Here is a 22,026-nt window from a genome sequence, read left to right on the forward strand (position 1 = left end):
TCCGTCAGGCCTTCAGGAACGCAGCGGCGGCGGCCTCCGCGACGCCGGCCTCCGCCATGATCCGGCGCGCCAGCTCCGCCGCCGCCGGACGCAGGCGCCCCTGCGGGCGGTCGAGCCAGTAGGCGACCGGGTTGAGCACCGTTCCCTCGTCGACGGAGACGAGGCGCCCCGTGGCGAGCGCCTCCCCCGCCAGGGGCGGCCGGGCGAGGGCGAGGCCGAGCCCGTGGGCGGCCGCGTCGAGAACCAGGTTGTAGTCCTCGAAGCGGCGGTCCTGCGGCCGCGGGCGGTAGTCGATGCCCTGCGCCGCGAACCAGGCCTTCCAGCCCGCGGCGTCGGAATCGTGCACGAGGGGATGGGCCAGGAGCCGCTCCGGGGGCCCGGGCGGGGTCCGCGCGGCGAGCGCCGGGCAGGCGATGGGATGGCAGCGCTCCTCGAAGAGGCGCACGGAGAGGCGGCCCGGCGCGGCGCCGCGGCCGCAGCGGATCGCCAGATCGATGCCTTCCCCCTCCAGATCGGCGGTGCGGTGCTCGACCACAAACTCGATGCGCAGGGGCGGATCGCCCTCCTCGAACCCCCGGAGGCGCGGCATGAGCCAGAGGCTGCTCACCGAGGGGATGGAGGTCAGGCGCACGATGCCCGCCCCGCGCCGCTCGACCCAGCGCTCGGAACTGTCCGCGATGAGGGCGAAGGCCTCGCCGGTGCGCAGGTGCAGGCGCTGGCCCTGGGGCGTCAGGGCGACGCCGCGGGCCTGCCGCTCGAAGAGCTTGTGCCCGAGCCAGTGCTCGAGCCGCGCGACCTGCCGGCTCACCGCCCCATGGGTGATGCCGAGGGCAGCCGCCGCCGCCGAGAAGCTTCCGAGCCGGGCGGCCGCCTCGAAGGCGCGCAGGCTGTCGAGGGGAGGCAATGGCGGCAAGCTGTGATCCATGCGCACAGCTCACCCTCGAATTGTTCGCTTGTCAACGAGCCACCTCTCCCCGATGGTCCCGTCCGTCGAACCGCCCGGGAGCCCGCCATGAGCATAGCCGCCGTCGACCGGCCCGTAAGAACGTCCGTGGACGCAGTCACGGCCGCGTCCGTCCTCGTCACCATCCTCGCCTGGGCCTCGGCCTTCCCGGCCATCCGGGCGGGCCTCCAGGCCTTCGGGCCGGTGGAGCTCGGGGCCCTGCGCTTCGCCATCGCCGGGGTGCCGGCGGCAGCCTTCCTGGTCCTGACCCGGCCGGGCTGGCCGAGCCTGCCGGACTTCCTCCGGCTCGCCACGGGCGGCGTCCTGTTCGTGGCCCTCTACACGGCGCTTCTCAACATGGGGGAGACGACCGTCTCCGCCGGGGCGGCGAGCTTCATCATCAACACCAACCCGATCATCACCGCCGGCCTCGCCATGGCGCTGCTGGGCGAGCGCTTCGGCGCCCGCGCCTGGGCGGGCACGGCCCTGTCCTTCCTCGGGATCGGCCTCATCGCCCTTGGGGAGGGCGGGGGCCTGCGCATCGACACCGGCGCCCTGCTGATCCTCGGCGCGGCCCTGTGCACCTCCGTCACCACCGTGGTGCAGAAGCCGCTCTTTTCCCGCCACCGGCCCCTCGCGGTCTCGGCCTGGAACATGGCCCTCGGCGCCCTCGTCCTGGGCCCCTGGCTGCCGCAGGCCGCGGCCGAGTTCTCCGCCGCCGCCCCGCAGGCCCGCTGGGCCGCGGTCTATCTCGGTCTCGTGCCGAGCCTCGTCGCCTACGGGACCTGGGCCGTCGCCCTGTCCCGCCTGCCGGCGAGCCGGGCCTCGAACTTCATGTACTGCGTGCCGCCGGTCGCCACGCTCCTGGGCTTCCTGTGGCTGGGCGAGGTGCCGACGCCGCTCGGGATCGTCGGCGGGGCGATGGCCCTCGCCGGGGTCGCCGTCGTGAACTGGCGGCGGTAGCCCCGGCGGGACCCCGCCCGCCTCAGAGCGGCTTCAGCCCGGCCTCGATCTGCGCCCGGCGGGGTTCCAGGAAGGGCGGCAGGGCGAGCCCCTCGCCCAGATGCTCCATGGGCTCGTCCGTGGCGAAGCCCGGACCGTCGGTCGCGATCTCGAACAGGATGCCGTTCGGCTCCCGGAAGTAGAGGCTGCGGAAATAGTAGCGGTCCACGGGGCCGCTGGAGGGCGCCCGCATGGCCGCGAGACGCCGCGCCGCATCCGCATAGGTCGCGTCGTCCGGCGTGCGGAAGGCGACATGGTGCACCCCGCCCGCGCCGGGCCGCGCCGGAGGCAGGTGCGGCTCGACCGCCACGTGGAGCTCGGCGGCGGGGCCGCCCTCCCCCATCTCGAACACGTGCACCGGGCTTTCCCCGCGCCGGTATTCCCGCGCCGGGCGCATGTCCATGCCCGCCGTCAGGACGCGGGCGGTGCGCTCGATGGCGGGCACGCTGATCGTGATCGGCCCGAGGCCGCGGATCTGGTGCTCCGCCGGGACGGGGCTGCGGTCCCAGGGATGGGACGGGTCGCCCCGGCCGCCGTCGTCCACGAGGCCGAGCCGCTGGCCCTCCGGGTCCTCGAAATCGAGCCACAGGCGCCCGTCGCGCTCGACGATGCCGCCATTCGCGATGCGAAGGGAGTCGAGGCGCTCCTTCCACCAGGCGAGAGTCCTCTCGCCGGTCACCCGCAGGGCCGTGTGCACGATGCTGTGGGTGCCCCGCCGCTCCCGCTCCACGGGCCAGTCGAAGAAGGTGATGTCGGATCCCGGCGAGGCTTGGCCGTCGCCGTAGAACAGGTGATAGGCGCTCACGTCGTCCTGGTTGACGGTCTTCTTCACCAGACGCATGCCCAGCGCCTGCGTGTAGAAGTCGTGGTTGCCCTTGGCGTCGGCCGTGACGGCCGTCAGGTGGTGGATGCCGGTGAGTTTCATGGGGGCTCCAATCGGTGTCGCCCCCAAGATAGAATTGCGATCCCGCAAGCGCGATGCGCAGAATCTCAAAGAGACTTTGCCAAAACGCAAGAAGACCCGGTCTCACGGGCCTTCGCCACGGTACCGCCCCCGGAGAGGCTTCAGGCGGCCCTGCGGTGCAGGTCGTCCGGGGTCACGCTGTCCGGGATCGGGCAGACATAGGCCCGGCCGCCGGTGCGCTCGCGCAGCTCCGCCTTGGCGCGGGCGATGAGCTCCGGATTGCGCAGGCAGTCGGCGGCGGTGGACGCCATGGCCTTGGCGGCCAGCACCATGCCCTTGTGCGCCGCGGGCAGGTTGCCCTGGGCCACGAGCTGCCACGTATGGAACGGGGTTCCGATGGCGAAGCAGGCGGTGTGGCACTGGACCGTCGGCACGATCCAGCTCACGTCGCCCACGTCGGTGGTGCCCATGGACACCTCCTCCCGCGCGGGCAGGGGCAGCACCCCGTCGTGGAGGATCTTCGTCCGCAGCGAGAGGTCGTGCGGCTTCACGCTCGCCAGGACGTCCTCCTCCGTGATCGCCGCCTTGCGCAGCTTCTCGGCGAAGGCGTAGTCCGCCGCGTCGAAGGCGGGCGGGCCGAGGCGGCGCATGTTCTCGTACATGGCCTCCTGCAGCACCTTGTTGGGAAGCACGTTCGACGTGGCGTCGGTGATCTGCACGCTCACCGTCGTCTCGGTCATGAGCGCCGCGCCTTCCGCGATCCTCTTCACGCGCTCGAAGAGGCGCTCCGCGTCGGGCAGATGCGGCGAGCGCACGAGATAGAGCGATTCCGCGAAGGCCTGCACCACGTTCGGCGCGCTGCCGCCGGTGTCGGTGACGGCGTAGTGCACGCGGGCGTCGGAGGGCATGTGCTCGCGCATGTAGTTGACGCCGATGTTCATCAGCTCCACCGCGTCGAGGGCGCTGCGCCCCACATGGGGCGCCGCCGCCGCGTGGGCGGCGCGGCCCCGGAAGCGGAAATAGGCCTGGATGCAGGCGAGCGAGGAGGTGGACTGCACCTCGTTCACGACGCTCGGATGCCAGCAGAAGGCGGCGTCGAGGTCGTCGAACAGGCCGGCGCGCGCCATGAAGGTCTTGCCGGACCCGCTCTCCTCGGCGGGGCAGCCGTAGTAGCGCACGGTGCCCGCGATCCCCTCCGCCTCCAGGGCGTCCTTGAGGGCGACGGCGGCGAGGGCCGAGCCCGAGCCGAGAAGGTTGTGGCCGCAGCCGTGGCCCGGCGCGCCCGCCTTGAGCGGCGCGTGGCCCACGGCGCCCGATTCCTGCGACAGGTCGGGCAGCGCGTCGTACTCGCCCAGGATCCCGACGACGGGACCGCCGCTCCCCCACTCGGCCACGAAGGCGGTCGCCATGCCGCCGACATTCCTCGTGATGCGGAAGCCTTCCGCCTCCATCATCGCGATCTGCTCCGCGACCGACCCGTGCTCCTCGAAGGCGAGCTCCGGCATGGCCCAGATGCGGTCGCTCGACGCGCAGAAGGCCGGCGCCTTGGCGTCGACCCGGCGGGCGATCTCGTCGAGGCTCAGGCGGTCGTTGTGCATGTGTCTCTCTCTTTCGTCTCTCGCGGTGCATCGAACGGGTGCGCAACCTACCGGCGTTTCGCGGCGGACGGAAGCTGCGGCGATGGCGCGGGCCGGAGCCCTTCCGGGCGCACGGCGCGGCCGAGGCACGCATGCGCCAGCTGCGCAGGGAGATCGCCACCCTCCGGCAGGAGAATGCGCGCCTGAGGAACCGCCTCGCCGTCCGGGCCGACCAGGAGCGGCGGATCCGCATGTCCTCGGGCGATTCCTCACCGTAGGTCCTGACGGCCTCCCTAGACCGGCGAGAGCGGGTCCCGCCCGCCGACGAACCGCCGCTACTCCGCGACCGTTTCGCCGGAGCCGCCGAACTCGGCCGGGACGTCCTTGAACTTCGGCAGTCCGTCCCGAATGGGCAAAACCGTCTCCGCATAGTTGATGTGAACGCCGGGCGTGAAGGCGAGCGTCGGGATCGTGGCCGCATACACGTCCACGAGGCCGAGGGTCGGATGGTTGGTCATCAGGTGACCGCCGCACTTGGCGCAGTACTGACGCTGGCTGAACGACGTCTTCTGGAAGGTCGCGACATGCTCGGCCCCCGCGGTGACACGCACCGCCTCGGGCTTCCAGAGGCTGAAGGCGTTGACGGGCCCCGCCGACCACGAGCGGCATGACCGGCAGTGGCAATAGCCCATCGCCTCCGGAGTCCCGGCGACCTCGATTTCGACCGCACCGCAGAAGCATTGTCCCCGGTAAGTCATGGCTCCCTCTCCGGTTCGGCGTCAGCGGATCCGCCAGACGCAAGAGAACGGTTCGCGGAGCGATTGAACAGACGAACGGGTGCCCCGACAATGGCAACCAGGGGCAATCTCCCTGCGATATCGCCGATGCTACTTTTGAGCGGCACGGCGGAGGGCGCCGCCGCCTGCCCTACCCGACCGCGAACAGGTCCCGGCTGTCGGAGCTCGCCGCCGGCTCCTCGAAGGCGTTCGGGTCGCCCGGGGCGGTCTCCCAGCCGAGGTCGGGCAGGGCGATGATGCGCAGGCCCCGCGGGTCGTTGCGGGTCACCACGATGTTGCGGCTCTCCATGTAGGCGACGAGGCGCCGGGCGCGGCCGGGGGAGCGGCTGCCGCAGGCGCGGGCGATCTCCCCGTCCGGCGGGCAGGGCGCCCCTTCCAGCGCGGCGCGGGCGAGGAGCAGGTAGACCCCCTGGATGTCCTCCGCGAGGTCGGCGGCGAAGGCCACCGCGCGGTCCCATTCCGTGCCTTCGGCGGTGGCGGTGTCCACGCCGGCCCGCGCCACCGCGAGGCGGCGGCGGAAGGCGGGCAGGCTCAGGGGCTCCCCGCCGATGCGGCGGATGCGGCAGCGCACCAGAAAGTCCTGGTAGAGCACCGCCACCGTGCGGAAGGCGGCCTCCGGATCCTCCAGGATCTCGCGCAGGACCGCATCGAGGGCGGCATCGCGCTCGGCCCGGGTTTCCTCCGTCGCCTCGGCGGCCTGGGGCTCCGGCGCCGCGGCGGCGCGGGTGCGGGCGAGCTGGGCCAGGAGGTCGTTCGTGGAGGGCGGCGGAGGCGGCGGGGCGCGCCGGGGCGCGGCGGGCCGCACCGCGCGCTCGTCCTCTCCCGCCTTGAAGATCAGGTCGCGGGCGTCCTCCGCCGGCTGCTCCGGCAGGGGCACGAGCTTGAAGTTGCCGCTGCGGGCGGAAGTCTCCACCGGGCCGATGCGGATCGGCACCGGGCGGCGCGAGAGGGCGGGCCCCAGCGCCACGAAGTGGCCGCGCTCCAGGTCGCGGAACATCTCCGCCTGGCGGCGCTCCATGCCGAGGAGATCGGCGGCGCGGGCCATGTCGATGTCGAGGAAGGTCCGGCCCATGAGGAAGTTGGACGCCTCCGCCGCCACGTTCTTGGCAAGCTTGGCGAGGCGCTGGGTGGCGATGATGCCGGCGAGCCCCCGCTTGCGGCCGCGGCACATGAGGTTCGTCATGGCCCCGAGGGACACCTTGCGCGCCTCGTCGGACACCTCCCCCGCCGCGGCGGGGGCGAAGAGCTGCGCCTCGTCCACCACCACGAGCATGGGATACCAGTAGTCGCGCTCCGCGTCGAACAGGCCGCCGAGGAAGGCGGCGGCGCAGCGCATCTGCGCTTCCGCGTCGAGCCCCTCCAGGCTCAGCACCACCGAGACCCGGTGCTGGCGCACCCGCGCGGCGATGCGCTGGAGGTCGCCCTCGCTGCGGGCGGCATCCACCACCACGTGCCCGAACCTGTCGGCGAGGGTCACGAAATCCCCCTCCGGGTCGATGACCGCCTGCTGGACGACGGAGGCGCTCTGCTCCAGGAGCCGGCGCAGGAGGTGGGACTTGCCCGATCCGGAATTGCCCTGGACGAGCAGGCGCGTGGCCAGAAGCTCCTCGAGGTCGAGCATGGCCGCGGTCCCCGGCGCGCCGCCGGAGACAGGTCCCGAGGACACCTGCCCCATCTCGATGCCGACCTTCATGCGCCTCCCTCTTTTCCACGACGACTGCCGCCCTCCTAACACGGCGGGCGTCCCGAAAGTGCCAGGAAAGCGGGAATGCTCCACAGGCTTGAACCGCTATCCCCAGCCATGGCGCCGCAGGCACCGCGAAACCGCCGCGATGCGGGCGCATCCTGCACCCGTCGACCGCCCCGATTGGGCGCCGGAGGAACGATGTCGCCGTTCCCGCCCGCCATTCCGGTCCCCTTCCCCGCCAGGCTTCTGCCGGAGGGGCCGTGGCGGTTCGCGCCCTCCGCCGCGGGCAGCCGCTCCGTCCTGGACCGGGCCGGGGATGCGCCTCCGCCCCCGGCCGCCGCCGAGCGGGCCCAGACGGCCTTCGAGGCGGTGGGTCTCTTCCTCCTCGTTCTGATCGGGCTCGCGGCCGTGTGGATCATGGTCCGGGGCAGGGTCTGAGGAGCGCCAGCGCCGCCCGGACTCTCCTCGCCCGGGCCTGCCCCGCCCTCCCCCCTCCTCTCTCCGGCGGCGAGAGCGGCGGGCCGCCCGGAAGACGCGGATTCTGCGGCGGCCCGGCAGAACCGCGCCCGCCGGAGCCGGGTCGACAGGGGCGGCAAAGGAGCATATAGTGACTGACCAGTCAGTCATTACAAGGCTCGGCCGTGGCGAACAGGCAGGTGAGGACGCGTCGGGCTCCGGCCCGCAGGGAGGAGGACCGGCAGGCCAAGCTCCGGGCGATCCTCGACGCGGCGCTCGACGTCTTCCTGGAGAAGGGGTTCACCGAGGCGCGGCTGGAGGACGTGGCGGCGCGGGCGGGCGTCGCCAAGGGAACGATCTATCTCTACGTCCCCTCCAAGCAGGCCTTGCTGGAGGCCCTGATCCGCTCCGGGATCGGCGGGCCCATCGGGGCCGTCGAGCAGCACGTGCTGGCCCTCGACGCCTCTGCGGAGGAGAAGCTCAGGGCCCTGTTCGCCTTCCTGCGCAAGGAGATCCTCGGCACGCGACGGGTCGACGTCGTGCGCCTCGTGCTCACGGAGGCCTGGCGCTTCCCGCAGCTCGCCGAGATCTACCACCGGGAGGTGATCGGCACGGGCCTGCGGCTCCTGCGCGCCATCGCCGCGCAGGGCGTCGCCACGGGGGAGTTCCGGTCCGATGCGCTCATGCGCTTCCCGCAGCTCGCCATCGCACCCGGCGTCCTCGCCCTCCTGTGGACCAGCTTCTTCCAGCGGATCGATCCCCTGGACGTGGAAGGCATGCTGGACACCCACTTGGCCCTCGTCATGCGGGCGCTGAAAGGACCTGGCCCATGACCCGGCGAATCCTCGCCGCGCTCGCCCTCCTCGCCGCCTTGGCCGCAGCGGGGGCCGCCTTCTGGCACTACGGGCGCCGGGACGAGGGCCCCGAGCGCTTCCAGGGCTACGTGGAGGGCTATCTGGTCTTCATGGCGCCCGAGGAGGGCGGGCGGATCGACAGCCTCGCCGTGCGGGAGGGCGACACGGTCGAGGCGGGAAGGGTCCTGTTCGAGCTCGATTCCTCCCTCCAGGAGGCCCAGCGCCGGGAGGCGGAGGCGCGCCGGGAGCAGGCGAAGGCGCAGCTTTCCAACCTGCAGTCCTCCCTGCAGCGGCCCGAGCAGATCGCGGTGCTGCGGGCCCAGGAGGAGCGCGCCAGGGCGCAGCTCGACCTCTCGCAGGCCGAACTCGACCGGCAGCAGGCCCTCTATGCCCGCGGAATCGCCGCCAAGGCCCAGTTCGACCAGGCGCGGACGGCCTTCGAGCGCGACAGGGCGGCCCTTCAGGAGGTCCAGCGGCAGATCCAGGCGGGCCAGATCGCCGCCCGCTCGGCCGAGATCGAGGCGGCGCGGGCCGCGGTGGAGGTGGCCGAGGCCGCCCTGCGCCAGGCCGAGACCCGTCTCGCCAAGCGCCGGGTGGCGGCCCCGGAGAGGGCGCAGGTGGAGGACGTGTATTTCCGCGCCGGCGAGACCGTGAACGCAGGCCAGCCCGTGCTCGCGCTCCTGCCGCCCGCGAACCGGCGCATCCGCTTCTACGTGCCGGAGCGCAGCCTTCACGCTTTCGCCCTGGGCCAGGTCGTCGGCCTCTCCTGCGACGGCTGCGCGGCCTCCCTGAAGGCGCGAGTGAGCTTCATGTCGGGCGAGGCGGAATACACGCCGCCGGTGATCTTCAGCGAGCAGGAGCGCGCCAAGCTGGTGTTCCGCCTCGAGGCGCAGCCCCTCGACGGGGCGAGCCTGCCCATCGGCCTGCCGGTGAGCGTCGTGCGCCTGCCGGCGGAGACGCCGCCGTGACCGCCCCCGCCGCAGATGTCGTCATCGACGTCGAGGGGCTGACCAAGTCCTTCGGCGGCCGCCCCGTGGTGCGCAATCTCTCCATGCAGGTGCGCCGGGGCCTGATCTACGGCTTCCTCGGCCCGAACGGCAGCGGCAAGACCACGACGCTGCGCATGCTCTGCGGCCTGCTGACGCCCGACAGCGGCCACGGCACCTGCCTCGGCTACGACATCCTCACCCAGTCTGCCGAGATCAAGCGGCACGTGGGCTACATGACCCAGCGCTTCTCCCTCTATGCGGACCTCTCCATCCGCGAGAACCTGGAATTCGTCGCGCGGGTCTACAATCTGGAGCGTCCCCGCGCAGCCGCCGACGCGGCGATCCGGCGCCTCGGGCTCGAGAACCGCGCCGGGCAGCTCGCCGGCGAACTGTCCGGCGGCTGGAAGCAGCGCCTCGCGCTCGGCGCCTGCATCCTCCCCGGGCCGCAGCTCCTGCTCCTCGACGAGCCGACCGCCGGGGTCGACCCGAAGGCGCGGCGGGAATTCTGGGACGAGATCCATGCCCTCGCCCACCAGGGCATGACCGTGCTGGTCTCGACCCACTACATGGACGAGGCGGAGCGCTGCCACGAGATCGCGTACATCGCCTATGGCGAGCTCCTCGCCCGGGGCACCGTCGATGCGGTGATCGCCGACGCGCACCTTGCGACCTACGTGGTCACCGGGCCCGGCCTCGCGGACCTTGCAGAGGCGCTGAAGGGGCGCGAGGGCGTGGACATGGTGGCCCCGTTCGGGACGGCGCTCCACGTGAGCGGGCGCGACAGGGCCAGGCTCGACGCGGCGACGCGGGACCTTCGCGAGGGCGGCGCGCAGCGCTGGGCCCCGGGCGAGCCGACCCTGGAAGACGTCTTCATCGACCTGATGAGCCGCACGAAGGACAATTTCGCATGAGCGCCGGGGCCGCCCCCGACCGCCGGACCCGGGGCCTGCGCGCCTCCCTCGGCCGCGTCTTCGCGGCCTTCCTCAAGGAGCTGCTGCAGCTGCGCCGGGACCGGATCACCTTCGCGACGATGATCTTCATCCCGCTCATGCAGCTCCTCCTCTTCGGCTACGCCATCAACACGGACCCGAAGAACCTGCCGACCGCCGTCCTGATCCAGGACGAGAGCGCCTTCGCGCGCTCCTTCGTGGCGGCCCTGCGCGTGAGCGGCTATTTCGACATCCGCGTCGCGGCGGAGAGCGAGGCGGAGCTCGACCACCTGATCCTGTCGGGCCGGGTCCAGTTCGGGGTGCAGATCCCGGCGCATTTCGGCCGCGACGTCATCCGCGGCGAGCGGCCGGCCCTGCTCGTGGTGGCGGACGCGAGCGACCCGGTGGCGTCGGGCAGCGCGGTGACCGCGCTGCAGGGGCTCAGCGCCACCGTCTTCTCCCGCGATCTCGCCGGCCCCGTCGCCGCGCGCGCCGCGCAGGCGCCGCCCTTCGAGCTGCGCATCCACCGGCGCTACAATCCGGCCGGCGAGACGCGGCTCAACATCGTGCCCGGCCTCATGGGCACGATCCTCACCCTCACCATGCTGATCTTCACCGCCCTCTCCGTCACCCGCGAGGTGGAGCGCGGCACCATGGAAAGCCTGCTCGCCATGCCGATCCGGCCCGTGGAGATCATGCTCGGCAAGATCGCGCCCTATCTCGCGATCGGCGGCCTTCAGGCGGGGCTCATCCTGGGAGCCGCGAAGCTCCTCTTCGGCGTGCCGGTGGTGGGCAGCCTCGGGCTCCTCGTCGCCCTGACCCTGCTCTTCATCCTCGCGAACCTGTCGGTGGGATACACCTTCTCGACGGTCGCCCGCAGCCAGCTCCAGGCGATGCAGATGTCGTTCTTCTTCTTTCTGCCGAGCATCCTGCTCTCGGGCTTCATGTTCCCCTTCCGCGGCATGCCCGGCTGGGCGCAGGTCGTCGGCGAGATCCTGCCGCTCACCCATTACCTGCGCATCGTGCGCGGCATCATGCTGAAGGGCGCCGCCTTCGTGGACCTGCAGACCGACGTGCTGGCCCTCGGCCTCTTCGCCCTGGTCGCCATGGGCGTCGCGGTGGCCCGGTTCCGCCAGACCCTCGACTGACGGGGCGGCCGGCCCGCCGGTCAGTCCGCGATCGCCGCCTCGGCCGCCTTGGCCGCGCCGCTGCGCAGGGGGCGCTCCTCCATGGCGAGCAGGAAGGCGAGGGCGAGGGCGAAGCCCGCGGCGGCGGCCATGAATACGTGGGCGAACACCCGGGAGAGATCGACCCCGCTGCGGGCCGCGACGCCGGCGAGGCTCTCGAAATCCGCCGCGCCGCCCAGGCCGCTCCCCCCGAGCACGATGGCGCCGAAGATCGCGACGATGAACGCCCCGCCGAGGGAGCGGAAGAAATTGGCCGTTCCCGTCGCGGTGCCGAGCTGGTGGACGGCGACCGCGTTCTGGATGGCGACCGTGGAGACCGGCAGCAGGGTGCCGAGCCCGATGCTGATCACGCCGAGGATGATCTCGATGCCGGGGAAGGGGAGCCGGTCCCCGAGGAGCGCCAGGGCCGCGGTCGCCGCCATGGCGACGCAGAGCCCCGCCACCGGCAGACGCTTGTAGTGCCGGACCCGCGCCATGGTGCGCCCCGACAGGGTCGCGCCCGCCACCGTGCCGACCATGAGGGGAATGAGCGCGAGGCCCGAGACGCTCGCGGAGATGCCGCGCACGGCCTCGAAATAGACCGGAAGGTAGATGGTCAGGCCGATATAGGTCCCCATGCCGAAGCAGGCTGAGAGAGTGCCCATGCGCACGACCGGATTGTGCAGGACGCCCGGCGGGATCAGCGGCTCCGGCGCGGTGCGCATCCGCAGGGCGAAGAGCAGCCACAGCAGGCCGGAGGCGGCGACGAGTCCGAGGACCGGCGGCGAGCCCCAGGGATGGCGCAGCCCGCCCCAGCTCAGCGCCAGGAGCAGGGACACGGTGGCGGCCACGAGGAGAAGCGCCCCGAGCAGGTCGAGCCGGTGCGGCCGGTCGTGCCGCGGCAGCTTCTTCAGGGTATGGAAGGCGATGGCGAGGGCGATCAGCCCGAGGGGCAGGTTGATCCAGAAGATCACCGACCAGTGCAGGTGCTCCGCGAAGAAGCCGCCGAGCACGGGCCCGACCAGGCTCGACGTCATGAATACGCTGGCGAAGTAGACCTGGTACTTCGCGCGCTCCTTCGGCGCCACCAGATCGGCCACGATGGTCTGGCCCAGGGCGATCAGCCCGCCGCCGCCGAGCCCCTGCAGGCCCCGGGCGAGGATGAGCACGATCATGCTCGGGGCGAGCGCGCAGGCGATCGACCCGAGCACGAACACGACGATGCCGATGAGCATGGTGACCCGCCGGCCGTGGCTGTCGCTGAACTTGCCGTAGAGGGGCGTCACCGCCGTGGCGGTGAGGAGATAGACGGTCACGACCCAGGGCAGATGCTCCAGATCGCCGAGCTCGCGGCCGATGGTCGGCAGGGCGGTGGCGATGATGGTCTGGTCGAGGGCGGCGAGCAGCATCGCCAGCATGATGCCGACGATGATGGTGCGGATCTCCGCCTGGCTGAGGGCGGAGGAGGCGGGCTGCGGGGAGGGGGAGGCGGATCGATCCATGGATTCCATCGCGTTGCTGCGGGCTTCTTAGGAGACCGGGAGCGTCCTGTCCCGAAACCCCGCCGCAGGCCTGATATGCGCACGGCCCCCGGAGCGGTTCCCGGCCCGGGGCGGTTTGCGCAAACCGCCCCGGGCGCCCCAGCCATCGAGCGCAAAAGTGGGAACCGGTTCTGCACGAAAAAGATGCGGCGAATCAAAAGCCTGGAGTATCGGATGCGAGTTCGACTTCTCGTCCGACGCTCTAGGCCCGCCGGAGGCCGGAGCGCAGGGCGAAGAGGCCGAGCGGCTGGTCGCGGCCGCGCAGGGCGCGCAGGCCGAGGTCCTCGAAGGCGAAGCCGGGAGGGACCTTCAGCCGCGACAGGAGGTCGGAGGAGACCAGCACCGTCTCGCCGAGTTCCCGGCAGAGCGCCTCGAGCCGGGAGGTGGTGTTCACCGTGTCGCCGAAATACGCGATCTTGTGCTTCTCCACGCCCACGTCCGCCGTGACGACGGGCCCGCAATGCAGGGCGACGCGGAAATCGGGCGTGATCCCGAACCGGGCCTGCCAGGTGGCGGCGTCGCGGTCGATCTGCTCCCGGATCGCGCGGATGACGTTCAGGCACCGGGCATCCCGGACGCCGCGCTCGAGGGGCCAGGTCACCATCGCCATGTCGCCGATATAGTCGTCGATGGAGCCGCGGCAGCGCCGGACCGGCTCCGCGAGCGCGGCCATGAAGTCGCCGAGCAGCGCCTGGAAGCGCATGTCGCCGAGATCCTCCGCGAGGCTCGTCGAGCCGACGAGGTCGATGAACAGGAAGACGCGCTCCTCGCTCACGGGCCTGTGGTAGCGGCCGATGAGCAGGTTGACGAACATCTCCGTGCCGATCAGGTCGCGCATGCGCAGCACGAACCCGGCGACGGCGGAGACCGCCAGCGAATAGAGGACCACCCGCGTCGACGGGAGCATCAGATCGACGAGGGTCTCCGGGAGCAAGCCGGCGTTCCAGATGAGGCTGCCCGCGACCGCGTTGCCCAGGACGATGAGGGCGAGATAGGCGGCCACGGACCCGGCGAGATAGAGGGGCGTGGAGAGCCGCCGCAGGCGCGCCTGGATGCCGGACAGGATCAGGCGCCGCTCGAAGGCGAGCAGGAGGGTGCCCGTGCAGGCGCCGTAGATCGCCGAGATCGCCGGATGCACCGTGCCGAAGATGAGGCCGTACAGCGCGCCGGCGCCGGCGCCGAACAGGACCGCCCCGGTCCAGAACAACGGTCCGAATCGCACTGCGCACCTCATCGGTTTCGGGTTCGCGGGTGGGGCATCGAACGGCGGGCCGAAAGCGGAGTCTGCCCTCCGGTCTCCCTGTCGTAGCCGAGGCGGCCAAGCTTGTCACCGCCGCGGCGGGCGATTCGCATGTGGACGCGCGCCCCGGTTCGGCCGGACCGGCTTGCCGGAGCGGCAGGGTTCGGGCTAGCTGGGTGGAAGTTCCGCAAATGTTCACCATGCCCCGGACCCGCCTCTCCCTCGCCCAGGCCCGCCGGATCGCGCTGGCCGCCCAAGGCTTCGCCGAGCCCCGCCCGGCGGCGCCCGCCTCCCGGCACGTGGGCCGCGTGCTCGCGCGCTCGAACCTGCTCCAGATCGATTCGGTCAACGTGCTGGTGCGGGCCCACTACATGCCCCTGTTCTCCCGGCTCGGCGCCTACGACCGGGAGCTTCTCGAGAAGGCCGCCTACCACCGCCGCAGGCGCAGCGCCTTCGAGTACTGGGGCCACGAGGCGTCCCTCATCCGCCTCGACCTGCATCCCCTCTTCCGCTGGCGCATGGCGCGGGCGGCGCGGGGCGAGGGCATCTATGGCGGGCTCGCCCGCTTCGGGCGCGAGCGGCGCGCCTTCGTGGAGGAGGTGCGGCGGGAGATCGCCGCCCGCGGCCCCCTCGCCGCGGGGGACCTGTCCATGGGCGGCAAGGGCCAGGGCTCCTGGTGGGGCTGGAGCGACGGCAAGCGGGCGCTCGAATGGCTGTTCTGGGCCGGGGAGGTCACCACCGCCACGCGGCGCAGCTTCGAGCGCGTCTACGACCTTCCGGAGCGGGTCATTCCGGCGGCGGTGCTCGACGCGCCGACGCCGCCGGAGGACGAGGCCCAGCGGGAGCTGCTGCGCCTTTCGATCCGGGCGCTCGGCATCGCCAGCGAGCGCTGCCTGCGCGACTATTTCCGCCTCGACGCCGCCGATGCGAAGGCGCGCATCCCCGAGCTCGTCGAGGCGGGAGACCTCGTGCCGGCGACGGTGGAGGGCTGGAACGGGCCGGTCTATCTCGACCCGCAGGCGCGGCTGCCGCGGAAGGTGGAGGCGCGGGCCCTGGTCTCGCCCTTCGATCCGATCGTCTGGGAGCGCACCCGCACGGAGCGTCTGTTCGACTTCCGCTACCGCATCGAGATCTACACCCCGGCCGAGAAGCGCGAATTCGGCTATTACTGCCTGCCCTTCCTCCTCGGCGAGCGCATCGTCGCCCGCCTCGACTTGAAGGCCGACCGGGCCGCCGGGCGGCTCGTCGTGCATTCGATCCATCCCGAGGCGGGAATCCGTCCGGAGGAGATCGCCGCGCCCCTGGGGGCGGAGCTGCGCCTGATGGCGGAGTGGCTCCGCCTCGGCGATGTCGCCGCGCCGAAGGACTGGGCACGGCGCCTGGAGCTGTGAGACCCGAGCTGCGAGACCCGCCGTGACGGGGGCGAAGCGCCTCAGGCCGCCTTCGGCAGCTCCGTCATGATGGCGTAGAGGGCGCTGGCGTCGCGGGTCGCCCTGATCCGCTCGACGAGGCCGGGCTCGCGCAGGACCCGCGCCACCCGGGCCAGGGCCTTGAGGTGGTCGGCGCCCGCGCCTTCCGGGGCGAGGAGCAGGAAGAGGATGTCGACCTGCTGGCCGTCGAGAGCCTCGAAGTCGATGGGCTTCTCGAGGCGGGCCACGAGGCCGAAGATGCGGGTGAGGCCGGGAAGCTTGCCGTGGGGGATGGCGATCCCCTCGCCGATGCCCGTGGAGCCCAGGCGCTCCCGCTGCAGCAGCGCTTCGTAGATGGTGCTCTCGCTCAGGCCGACCAGCTTGGCCGCGTGGGCGGAGATTTCCTGCAGAGCCTGCTTCTTGCCGCTGACGCGCAGGGCCGGAAGCACGGCCTGAGGATCAAGAAAGTCCAGCAAAGGCATCGATCGCGCTACATCCGTTGTGAGGCCGACGCGGCCCGCGCCGTTCCAAGCAAATCTCGGGCCGAAAAGGAAGGCGACCTTACGATTGGCCTAGCGGCGGATCGACCCAGCCGATCGCCCCGTCGCTGCGGCGGTATACGACGTTCACGCGGCCGGTGCTAGCGTGGATGAACACGAGGGCGGGGGCTCCCGTCAGATCGAGCTGCATCACCGCGTCGCTCACCGACAGGCGGTGCAGCGGCTTGGTGGTCTCGGCAATGACCACGGGGTGGTATCCCTCCTCCTGGACCGATTCGTCGGTCGGCGGCTCGAAGACCGCATAGGGGGCCTCCAGCCCCGTCTCGCGGCTCCGGGCCGGGGGGTGCTCCTTCAGGCGCTGCTTGTAGCGGCGCAGGCGGCGCTCGATCCGCTCGGCGGTCTGGTCGAAGCTGGCATAGGCGTCGCTCGCCGCTCCCGAGGCCTCGAGGGTGATTCCCGTGGGCAGGTGCAGGACGCAATCCGTGCGGAAGTTGCCGCCGTCGCGGGTTACGGTGACGTGGCCCTTGTAGCTCCCGTCGAAGTACTTGGTCAGCGCCGTCGCCATCCGGGCCTGGACCTGGGACCGCAGGGACTCGCCGATATCGAGATTCTTGCCGGATACCCGCAATGTCATTTCCTTCCATCCCTCCTCTTCTTTCTCGCTCGCCCGGACGTCGTCCGATGGGCGAGAGGCGCCCCGATGATGACGCTTCCCGCGGCCAATACAAGACTTGACCCGACCTATCGGGACGGGTGCCTCTCCTCCGCCCGCGTGCGGCGCAGGGAAGCGGGCGGGATGCGCAGCGCCTCGCGGTACTTGGCCACCGTGCGCCGGGCCACGGCGATGCCTTCGGCCTCCAGCATCCGCGCGATCGCCCCGTCCGTGAGGGCCTGCCCAGGCTCCTCCGCAGCGACGATCCGCCGGATGCGGTGCTGCACGGCCCGGCCGGAGAGGCCCGCGCCCGTGTCGCCCGAAAGAGCCGCGCCGAAGAAGAACTTCATGGGACGGGTTCCGCGCGGGGTCCCGAGGGCCTTGCCCGCGACGACCCGGGAGACCGTGGATTCGTGGAGGCCCGCTTCCGCGGCGACCGTCCGCAGGGTCAGGGGCCGCAGGTGCGCCGGGCCCTGCCGGAGGAAGGCCTCCTGATGCCGCACGATGACGGCGGCGACCGCAAGCACGGTCCGGGCGCGGCGGTCGAGGGTCCGGGCGAGCCACCGGGCGCTGCGCAGGCAGTCGGACAGGAAGGCCCGGTCCGCCTCGCTGCGGGCGGAGGCGCGGATCCGGGCGTAACCGGCCCGGTCGAGCCCGATGCGCGGCAGGGTCTCGGGATTGAGCGCGACGATAAAGCCGCCTGCCGGATCCTCCTGCACCAGCACGTCGGGCACCAGGACATCGACGGCGGCGGGCGAGAAGGCGAGGCCGGGGCGGGGATCGAGCCGGCGGATCGCCGCGAGCCGCTCCCGCAGGCCGTCGGCATCGAGGCCGGAAAGGCGCTCCAGGGCGGCGAGGTCGCCCTTCGCCACCAGGTCCAGCCGGTCCAGCAGGATCGCCATGGGCCCGTCGAGCCGCCCCCGCTCCTTGAGCTGCAGGGCGAGGCATTCGGACAGGCTGCGCGCGCCGACCCCCGCCGGGTCGAGCCCCTGCAGGAGGGCGAGCGCCGCCTCGACCTCGCCGGCGGACCGGCCGAGGCGCTCCGCGACCGCCTCGATGTCGTCCCGGAGATAGCCCGCCTCGTCCAGGCTGTGGGCGAGATGCCGGGCGATGGCGCGCCGGACGGGATCCGCCGCGGCGAGGGCGATCTGCTCCTCGAGGTGCCGGGCGAGGGTCGGCCCCTGCGCCGCCTCGGGATCCGGCGCCGCGCCCGCCCCCGAAAGGCTCGCGCTCCGCGCCATGGCCGCGTCCCGCCGCCGGGCGGAAGGGAAGGGAAGGAAAAGGCCGCCCCCCTCTCCGGGGGGCTTCCCCTGTGCGGGAGCGGGCCGCACGACGGCGGGCTCCGCCTCGCCGAGCAGGGGGTTGCGCTCCATCTCCGCCTCCAGGAAGGCGCAGAGTTCCAGATGGGAGAGCTGGAGAAGCCCGATCGACTGGAGGAGCTGAGGGGTCAGGGTCAGGGAGGGTCCCTGGCGCAGCGCCAGTCTCTGCGACGGGTTCGTGGCCATTCCGGACGTCCCTGCTCACCGCGCGCCCGAATCCCGGGCCGGGTCCAGGTTAGCCGCGCGGCAGCGGGGGCGTCAAAGCCGGAAGCGGAGCCGGCTCAGAGGCGGAAATCCTCGCCGAGATAGAGCCGGCGCACGTCCTCGTTGGCGACGATCTCGTCCGGATGGCCCTCGGTCAGCACGCGGCCGGAATGGATGATGTAGGCCCGGTCGATGAGGCCCAGGGTCTCGCGGACGTTGTGGTCGGTGATCAGCACGCCGATGCCGCGGCGGGTGAGGTGCCGCACGAGGTTCTGGATGTCGCCCACGGCGATCGGGTCGATGCCGGCGAAGGGCTCGTCGAGGAGCATGAAGGTCGGCTCGCCCGCCAGCGCCCGGGCGATCTCGCAGCGGCGGCGCTCGCCGCCGGAGAGCGCGATGGAGGGGGCCTTGCGCAGGCGCGCGATGTTGAACTCGTCGAGCAGCGCGTCGAGCTTGCGCTCCCGCTCCTTGCGGCTCGGCTCGACGATCTCGAGCACGGCGCGGATGTTGTCCTCCACGTTGAGGCCGCGGAAGATCGACGCCTCCTGGGGCAGGTAGCCGATGCCGAGACGGGCGCGGCGGTACATGGGCAGGTGCGTCACGTCGTGGCCGTCGAGGCTGATGAGGCCCCGGTCCGCCGAGACGAGCCCGGTGATCATGTAGAAGATCGTGGTCTTGCCCGCGCCGTTGGGGCCGAGCAGGCCCACGGCCTCGCCCGCCCGCACGTTGAGGGCGGCGTCGTGCACCACGGTGCGGCCGCGATAGCTCTTCTGGAGGCCCTTGACCGCGAGGATGCCGGGCCCGCCGAAGGCGGCGGCGCCCTCCCGGGGGTCGAAGGCGGGCGCATCGCGGTCGGCCCGCGGGAGCACGGGCGCGGCGGAGGGTGCGGCGGGGGAACGGTTGAAGAAGGGTTTCACGGGAGCGGACCGCTGAGGGAACGACGGCGGAAGGGCGGCGGCGTCAGTTCGTCGCCGGCTTCTGCGGCTTGGGCTTGGCGTTTCCGGCCCCGCCGGCGCCCCCCTCCGCATTGCCGCTGCCGGGCACGAAGAGCGCGCGCACGCGCCCGCCCGGCTTGGTTTCGATGTTGGCGATGCCGGTGTTGAGGTCGTAGACCACCCGCTCGCCGCGGGTCACGTTGGGCCCGTCGCTGAGGGCGGCATTGCCGGTGAGATAGATCTTGTTCGCCACCCGGTCGAAGGAGGCGTTGTCGCCGGTCGCGACCTGGGTCTTCGAGACGATGGTGACCGGGCCCTTGCAGTCGATCTTCTTGATGGCGCTGTCGTCGGCGCCCGGCGCGCTCGGAGCCGCCCCGGCCTGGCCGTCCCGCTTCTGCTCGTAGAGAACGGTCATCAGGGTGCAGTTCATGGTGCTCTCGCCCTGGACCGCCACCACGTTGCCGGAGAACACCGCCCGGCCCTCCTTGTCGTAGACGTCGAGCTTGTCGGCGTCGATCTTGATCGGCTCCTTGCTCGCGCCGAAATTGCCGAAGCCGGCCGCGCGCTCCCTGGGCTGCGCGCCCTGCGCGGCGGCGGCCTGGATGGCGGCGGGGACCGAGAGGACGAGGGCGCTGCTCAGGAGCGCCACGGAGCGGAGCATGGTCATGGGCGGAGACTTGTCGGTTGCGCCGGCGGGCCGTCCGGGCCTGCGGCGGAAGGAGTGGAAGAGCCGGACGGGCCGTTCGCGAAGGTCGTGCGGACGCGGCCCTTGAAATGCATCACCTTGCCGTTCTCCGTCACCTCCAGCCCCTCGGCCTCGATCCGGCCGTTGCTGAGGGTCACGGTGACCGGCTCCTCGGAGAGGACGCGTCCGGCCTTGAAGTCCACGAAGGCGGAGCGCAGGTCGACCTGCTGGCCGGCATCCGTGTGCACGCGGACCTCCTGGCGCAGGTTCATCTGCTCCTTCTGGGTGTCGAGCACGCCGAAGGCGGCCTGGAGGCGCGCGGCGCTGCCCTTGTCGTCCGTGACGACGCGGGCGCGCAGATCCTTGAGCTCGACGAAATTGGGCTTGCGCACGTCCTGGGTCGCCTGGCTCGCGGTCACCTCGTAGGGCCTGTTGTCGTTCCGGAACCCGGTGAGCCTGGGGCTTTCCATGGTGACCTGGGTGCCGTTGACGCCGACCGATTCCACCGACAGTCCCCGGATGTTCCGGAAGGGATTGAAATAGGCGAACAGCACCACGACCGCCAGGGCGATCAGGGAGCCGACCGGAATCGCGATCTTGGCGAAGCGGACCCGGCGGGAATGGCGGCGCGCCTGGGAGAAGTCGCGCAGGCGCGAGCGGGACGGCGCGGCCGGACCCGTTCCCATGCTGATTCCCTTCGATCCCGCCACGCTCGAGCGACCCTTCCCGTCAACCGTTCCGAAAATGATGATGGCGCGCCATGGCCGACGGCCGTGGCGAAGTTATGACGGACGATGAGGTTATATCCTCAAAAGTTTAAGGGCGCGTCAACTGTGGGCGAAAATGTCCGTCTCCGGCCAGCCGAGCAGGTCGAGCTGCGCCCGGGTCGGCAGGAAGCCGAAGCACTGGTGGGCGATGCCGAGCCGGTTCTCCCGCTCCAGCATGGCGTCGAGCCTCTCCTTGAGGGCGTGGAGGTAAAGCACGTCCGAGGCGGCGTAGTCGAGCTGGGCGGAGGTGAGGGTCTCCGCGCCCCAGTCCGAGGACTGCTGCTGCTTGGAGAGCTCCACCCCCAGGAGCTCCCGCGACAGGTCCTTGAGGCCGTGGCGGTCCGTGTAGGTGCGCACGAGCCGCGAGGCGACCTTGGTGCAGTAGACCGGGCGGGGCATGACCCCGAAGGTGTGGAACAGGACCGCGAGGTCGAAGCGCGCGTAGTGGAAGATCTTGAGCACGCTCTCGTCCGCCAGGACCCGGATCAGGTTCTCGGGCGCGGGGCCGTCCTTGAGGATCTGCACCACGTCGGCGGTGCCGTCCCCGGTCGAGATCTGCACGACGCACAGCCGGTCCCGGTGGGGGTTGAGGCCGAGCGTCTCGGTGTCGATCGCGATCGCCGGGCCGGGGCGGTAGTCGGCGGGAAGGTCGCCGCGGTGGAAGCGCGTGGTCATGAAAGGTCCCGCATGGAAGGTCCCGATGGAGTGCGAGGGCCCGGAAAGGCCCTGCCCGAGGCTCTAGCCTGTTCCGGCCGCCGCATCAACGCACAAGAGCGCAAGAGCGGCGGAAGGGGGAACGGAGCGCCGGACATCACGTTGACCGGGCCTGACGTTCCACCCTCACGCAAGGAGGCTTGTCATGCGTGTCACGTTTCTGACCACGGTCGCCGCGGCGGTTCTGTCCATGAGCGTCGCGGCGCTCGCCCAGACCGGCGGCGGCACCTCTGGAGGCACTTCGGGCGGCGCAGCCGGCGGAGCCGCGGGAGGCACCTCGGGCAGCGTGTCCGGCAGCCCGTCCGGCGGCGCCTCGACCGGCACATCCGCGCCCGCCATGCGGCCTTCGGGCTCCCCCTCCGGCGGCACGGCCCAGCCTTCCGCGGGCGCGTCCGGCAGCATGTCGGGCACGACCTCGTCCGGCACGACGAGCGGCACCGCGTCGGGCAGTGCGCCGCATACCACCGGCAGCACGTCGACGAACGTCACCGTCTCCAACGAGCAGCGCACCGAGATCAGCCACGCCTTCCGCTCCGTGCAGGTGGAGCCGCTCACCAACGTGAACTTCAGCATCAGCGTCGGGGCGGTCGTCCCGGCGAGCGTGACGACCCTGCACACCTGCCCGAGCGACGTGGTGCGCATCCTCAACGGCCTGCCCGAGTGCCGCTACATGGTGGTGCGCGACAAGATCGTCATCGTCGAGCCGAGCACCCGCAAGATCGTGACCGTGATCGAGCGCCAGGGCTGATCCGGATC

23 protein-coding genes are annotated in these 22,026 nt (G+C 71.7%); 9 read left to right on the forward strand and 14 right to left on the reverse strand.

Features of this window, described 5'->3' with window-relative positions:
* Positions 1-4 precede the first annotated feature (4 nt).
* Positions 5-925, reverse strand: coding sequence for a LysR substrate-binding domain-containing protein (locus GDR74_RS00705; protein WP_152584499.1), 921 nt, complete (start codon positions 923-925; stop codon positions 5-7).
* 87 nt (positions 926-1,012) lie between these two features.
* Here GDR74_RS00705 and GDR74_RS00710 point away from each other — a divergent pair, with 87 nt between their 5' ends.
* On the forward strand, positions 1,013-1,906 hold the full coding sequence (locus tag GDR74_RS00710) for a DMT family transporter (RefSeq protein WP_152584500.1): 894 nt from the start codon (positions 1,013-1,015) through the stop codon (positions 1,904-1,906).
* 22 nt (positions 1,907-1,928) lie between these two features.
* Here GDR74_RS00710 and GDR74_RS00715 read toward each other — a convergent pair whose 3' ends face one another.
* Both GDR74_RS00715 and GDR74_RS00720 read right to left on the reverse strand, forming a co-directional pair.
* Positions 1,929-2,870, reverse strand: coding sequence for a ring-cleaving dioxygenase (locus GDR74_RS00715; protein WP_152584501.1), 942 nt, complete (start codon positions 2,868-2,870; stop codon positions 1,929-1,931).
* 140 nt (positions 2,871-3,010) lie between these two features.
* Positions 3,011-4,447, reverse strand: a complete 1,437-nt coding sequence (locus tag GDR74_RS00720) for a M20 family metallopeptidase (protein WP_152584502.1) — start codon at positions 4,445-4,447, stop codon at positions 3,011-3,013.
* Positions 4,448-4,578: 131 nt separating this feature from the next.
* On the opposite strand from GDR74_RS00720, the gene GDR74_RS18460 reads away from it, so the two are divergent.
* Entirely contained in the window at positions 4,579-4,704 is a 126-nt protein-coding gene (locus GDR74_RS18460) for a hypothetical protein (RefSeq protein WP_281349031.1), read from the forward strand.
* A 57-nt stretch (positions 4,705-4,761) separates the two neighbouring features.
* On the opposite strand, the gene GDR74_RS00725 is transcribed toward GDR74_RS18460, so the two are convergent.
* Positions 4,762-5,184, reverse strand: coding sequence for a GFA family protein (locus tag GDR74_RS00725; RefSeq protein ID WP_152584503.1), 423 nt, complete (start codon positions 5,182-5,184; stop codon positions 4,762-4,764).
* Between the two features lie 169 nt (positions 5,185-5,353).
* Positions 5,354-6,916 (reverse strand): helicase HerA domain-containing protein, encoded by a 1,563-nt coding sequence (locus GDR74_RS00730; RefSeq protein ID WP_152584504.1) that lies wholly within the window; start codon positions 6,914-6,916, stop codon positions 5,354-5,356.
* Between the two features lie 192 nt (positions 6,917-7,108).
* Here GDR74_RS00730 and GDR74_RS00735 point away from each other — a divergent pair, with 192 nt between their 5' ends.
* From GDR74_RS00735 to GDR74_RS00755, 5 genes are all read left to right on the forward strand, one after another.
* On the forward strand, positions 7,109-7,348 hold the full coding sequence (locus tag GDR74_RS00735; protein ID WP_152584505.1) for a hypothetical protein: 240 nt from the start codon (positions 7,109-7,111) through the stop codon (positions 7,346-7,348).
* 203 nt (positions 7,349-7,551) lie between these two features.
* Complete coding sequence (locus tag GDR74_RS00740) at positions 7,552-8,199, forward strand: TetR/AcrR family transcriptional regulator (protein ID WP_194164591.1); 648 nt, start codon at positions 7,552-7,554, stop codon at positions 8,197-8,199.
* Complete coding sequence (locus tag GDR74_RS00745; RefSeq protein ID WP_152584507.1) at positions 8,196-9,188, forward strand: HlyD family secretion protein; 993 nt, start codon at positions 8,196-8,198, stop codon at positions 9,186-9,188. The genes GDR74_RS00740 and GDR74_RS00745 overlap by 4 nt, the downstream gene beginning before the upstream one ends.
* A complete protein-coding gene (locus tag GDR74_RS00750; RefSeq protein WP_152584508.1) occupies positions 9,185-10,120 on the forward strand; it encodes an ABC transporter ATP-binding protein in 936 nt (311 codons plus the stop codon). The genes GDR74_RS00745 and GDR74_RS00750 overlap by 4 nt, the downstream gene beginning before the upstream one ends.
* Positions 10,117-11,286 (forward strand): ABC transporter permease, encoded by a 1,170-nt coding sequence (locus tag GDR74_RS00755; protein WP_152584509.1) that lies wholly within the window; start codon positions 10,117-10,119, stop codon positions 11,284-11,286. Before GDR74_RS00750 ends, GDR74_RS00755 begins: the two co-directional genes overlap by 4 nt.
* 20 nt (positions 11,287-11,306) lie before the next feature.
* Here the strand turns inward: GDR74_RS00755 and GDR74_RS00760 are convergent, their stop codons facing one another.
* Both GDR74_RS00760 and GDR74_RS00765 read right to left on the reverse strand, forming a co-directional pair.
* A complete protein-coding gene (locus GDR74_RS00760; RefSeq protein WP_152584510.1) occupies positions 11,307-12,815 on the reverse strand; it encodes an MDR family MFS transporter in 1,509 nt (502 codons plus the stop codon).
* A 232-nt stretch (positions 12,816-13,047) separates the two neighbouring features.
* Complete coding sequence (locus GDR74_RS00765) at positions 13,048-14,067, reverse strand: adenylate/guanylate cyclase domain-containing protein (protein WP_246179815.1); 1,020 nt, start codon at positions 14,065-14,067, stop codon at positions 13,048-13,050.
* Between the two features lie 218 nt (positions 14,068-14,285).
* Between GDR74_RS00765 and GDR74_RS00770 the strand changes: the two genes are divergently transcribed.
* A complete protein-coding gene (locus tag GDR74_RS00770) occupies positions 14,286-15,476 on the forward strand; it encodes a winged helix-turn-helix domain-containing protein (protein WP_152587606.1) in 1,191 nt (396 codons plus the stop codon).
* Between the two features lie 41 nt (positions 15,477-15,517).
* Here the strand turns inward: GDR74_RS00770 and ptsN are convergent, their stop codons facing one another.
* The 7 genes from ptsN to GDR74_RS00805 form a co-directional block, all read right to left on the reverse strand.
* Positions 15,518-15,976, reverse strand: coding sequence for a PTS IIA-like nitrogen regulatory protein PtsN (ptsN, locus tag GDR74_RS00775; protein WP_152584512.1), 459 nt, complete (start codon positions 15,974-15,976; stop codon positions 15,518-15,520).
* Positions 15,977-16,055: 79 nt separating this feature from the next.
* Positions 16,056-16,628: a ribosome hibernation-promoting factor, HPF/YfiA family gene (hpf, locus tag GDR74_RS00780; RefSeq protein ID WP_152584513.1), complete on the reverse strand. Its 573-nt coding sequence runs from the start codon at positions 16,626-16,628 to the stop codon at positions 16,056-16,058.
* A 107-nt stretch (positions 16,629-16,735) separates the two neighbouring features.
* On the reverse strand, positions 16,736-18,151 hold the full coding sequence (gene rpoN, locus GDR74_RS00785) for an RNA polymerase factor sigma-54 (RefSeq protein WP_152584514.1): 1,416 nt from the start codon (positions 18,149-18,151) through the stop codon (positions 16,736-16,738).
* A gap of 95 nt (positions 18,152-18,246) precedes the next feature.
* Positions 18,247-19,086: an LPS export ABC transporter ATP-binding protein gene (gene lptB / locus GDR74_RS00790; protein WP_152584515.1), complete on the reverse strand. Its 840-nt coding sequence runs from the start codon at positions 19,084-19,086 to the stop codon at positions 18,247-18,249.
* A 43-nt stretch (positions 19,087-19,129) separates the two neighbouring features.
* Positions 19,130-19,771, reverse strand: coding sequence for an LptA/OstA family protein (locus GDR74_RS00795; RefSeq protein ID WP_152584516.1), 642 nt, complete (start codon positions 19,769-19,771; stop codon positions 19,130-19,132).
* The gene (lptC, locus tag GDR74_RS00800; RefSeq protein WP_152584517.1) at positions 19,768-20,475 is read right to left on the reverse strand and encodes an LPS export ABC transporter periplasmic protein LptC; all 708 of its coding nucleotides are present in this window, start codon (positions 20,473-20,475) and stop codon (positions 19,768-19,770) included. Before lptC ends, GDR74_RS00795 begins: the two co-directional genes overlap by 4 nt.
* A 141-nt stretch (positions 20,476-20,616) precedes the next feature.
* Positions 20,617-21,231, reverse strand: coding sequence for a ribonuclease D (locus GDR74_RS00805; protein WP_152584518.1), 615 nt, complete (start codon positions 21,229-21,231; stop codon positions 20,617-20,619).
* Positions 21,232-21,415: 184 nt separating this feature from the next.
* Here GDR74_RS00805 and GDR74_RS00810 point away from each other — a divergent pair, with 184 nt between their 5' ends.
* Positions 21,416-22,018 carry a DUF1236 domain-containing protein gene (locus tag GDR74_RS00810; RefSeq protein ID WP_152584519.1) on the forward strand — a complete coding sequence of 201 codons (603 nt, stop codon included), beginning with the start codon at positions 21,416-21,418 and terminating at the stop codon, positions 22,016-22,018.
* Positions 22,019-22,026 lie beyond the last annotated feature (8 nt).

Origin of the sequence: Microvirga thermotolerans (assembly GCF_009363855.1) — a bacterium.
Lineage (GTDB): Bacteria > Pseudomonadota > Alphaproteobacteria > Rhizobiales > Beijerinckiaceae > Microvirga > Microvirga thermotolerans.

Excerpts from the sequence above, each read along its gene's own strand:
- hpf (WP_152584513.1), bottom strand. The coding sequence starts at position 16,628 with ATGACATTGCGGGTATCCGGCAAGAATCTCGATATCGGCGAGTCCCTG.
- GDR74_RS00795 (WP_152584516.1), bottom strand. The coding sequence starts at position 19,771 with ATGACCATGCTCCGCTCCGTGGCGCTCCTGAGCAGCGCCCTCGTCCTC.
- GDR74_RS00755 (WP_152584509.1), top strand. The coding sequence starts at position 10,117 with ATGAGCGCCGGGGCCGCCCCCGACCGCCGGACCCGGGGCCTGCGCGCC.
- GDR74_RS00715 (WP_152584501.1), bottom strand. The coding sequence starts at position 2,870 with ATGAAACTCACCGGCATCCACCACCTGACGGCCGTCACGGCCGACGCC.
- rpoN (WP_152584514.1), bottom strand. The coding sequence starts at position 18,151 with ATGGCCACGAACCCGTCGCAGAGACTGGCGCTGCGCCAGGGACCCTCC.
- GDR74_RS00730 (WP_152584504.1), bottom strand. The coding sequence starts at position 6,916 with ATGAAGGTCGGCATCGAGATGGGGCAGGTGTCCTCGGGACCTGTCTCC.
- GDR74_RS00810 (WP_152584519.1), top strand. The coding sequence starts at position 21,416 with ATGCGTGTCACGTTTCTGACCACGGTCGCCGCGGCGGTTCTGTCCATG.
- GDR74_RS00705 (WP_152584499.1), bottom strand. The coding sequence starts at position 925 with ATGGATCACAGCTTGCCGCCATTGCCTCCCCTCGACAGCCTGCGCGCC.
- GDR74_RS00760 (WP_152584510.1), bottom strand. The coding sequence starts at position 12,815 with ATGGAATCCATGGATCGATCCGCCTCCCCCTCCCCGCAGCCCGCCTCC.
- GDR74_RS00720 (WP_152584502.1), bottom strand. The coding sequence starts at position 4,447 with ATGCACAACGACCGCCTGAGCCTCGACGAGATCGCCCGCCGGGTCGAC.
- GDR74_RS00710 (WP_152584500.1), top strand. The coding sequence starts at position 1,013 with ATGAGCATAGCCGCCGTCGACCGGCCCGTAAGAACGTCCGTGGACGCA.
- GDR74_RS00745 (WP_152584507.1), top strand. The coding sequence starts at position 8,196 with ATGACCCGGCGAATCCTCGCCGCGCTCGCCCTCCTCGCCGCCTTGGCC.
- GDR74_RS00770 (WP_152587606.1), top strand. The coding sequence starts at position 14,286 with ATGCCCCGGACCCGCCTCTCCCTCGCCCAGGCCCGCCGGATCGCGCTG.
- GDR74_RS18460 (WP_281349031.1), top strand. The coding sequence starts at position 4,579 with ATGCGCCAGCTGCGCAGGGAGATCGCCACCCTCCGGCAGGAGAATGCG.
- GDR74_RS00735 (WP_152584505.1), top strand. The coding sequence starts at position 7,109 with ATGTCGCCGTTCCCGCCCGCCATTCCGGTCCCCTTCCCCGCCAGGCTT.
- GDR74_RS00725 (WP_152584503.1), bottom strand. The coding sequence starts at position 5,184 with ATGACTTACCGGGGACAATGCTTCTGCGGTGCGGTCGAAATCGAGGTC.
- GDR74_RS00805 (WP_152584518.1), bottom strand. The coding sequence starts at position 21,231 with ATGACCACGCGCTTCCACCGCGGCGACCTTCCCGCCGACTACCGCCCC.
- lptC (WP_152584517.1), bottom strand. The coding sequence starts at position 20,475 with ATGGGAACGGGTCCGGCCGCGCCGTCCCGCTCGCGCCTGCGCGACTTC.
- ptsN (WP_152584512.1), bottom strand. The coding sequence starts at position 15,976 with ATGCCTTTGCTGGACTTTCTTGATCCTCAGGCCGTGCTTCCGGCCCTG.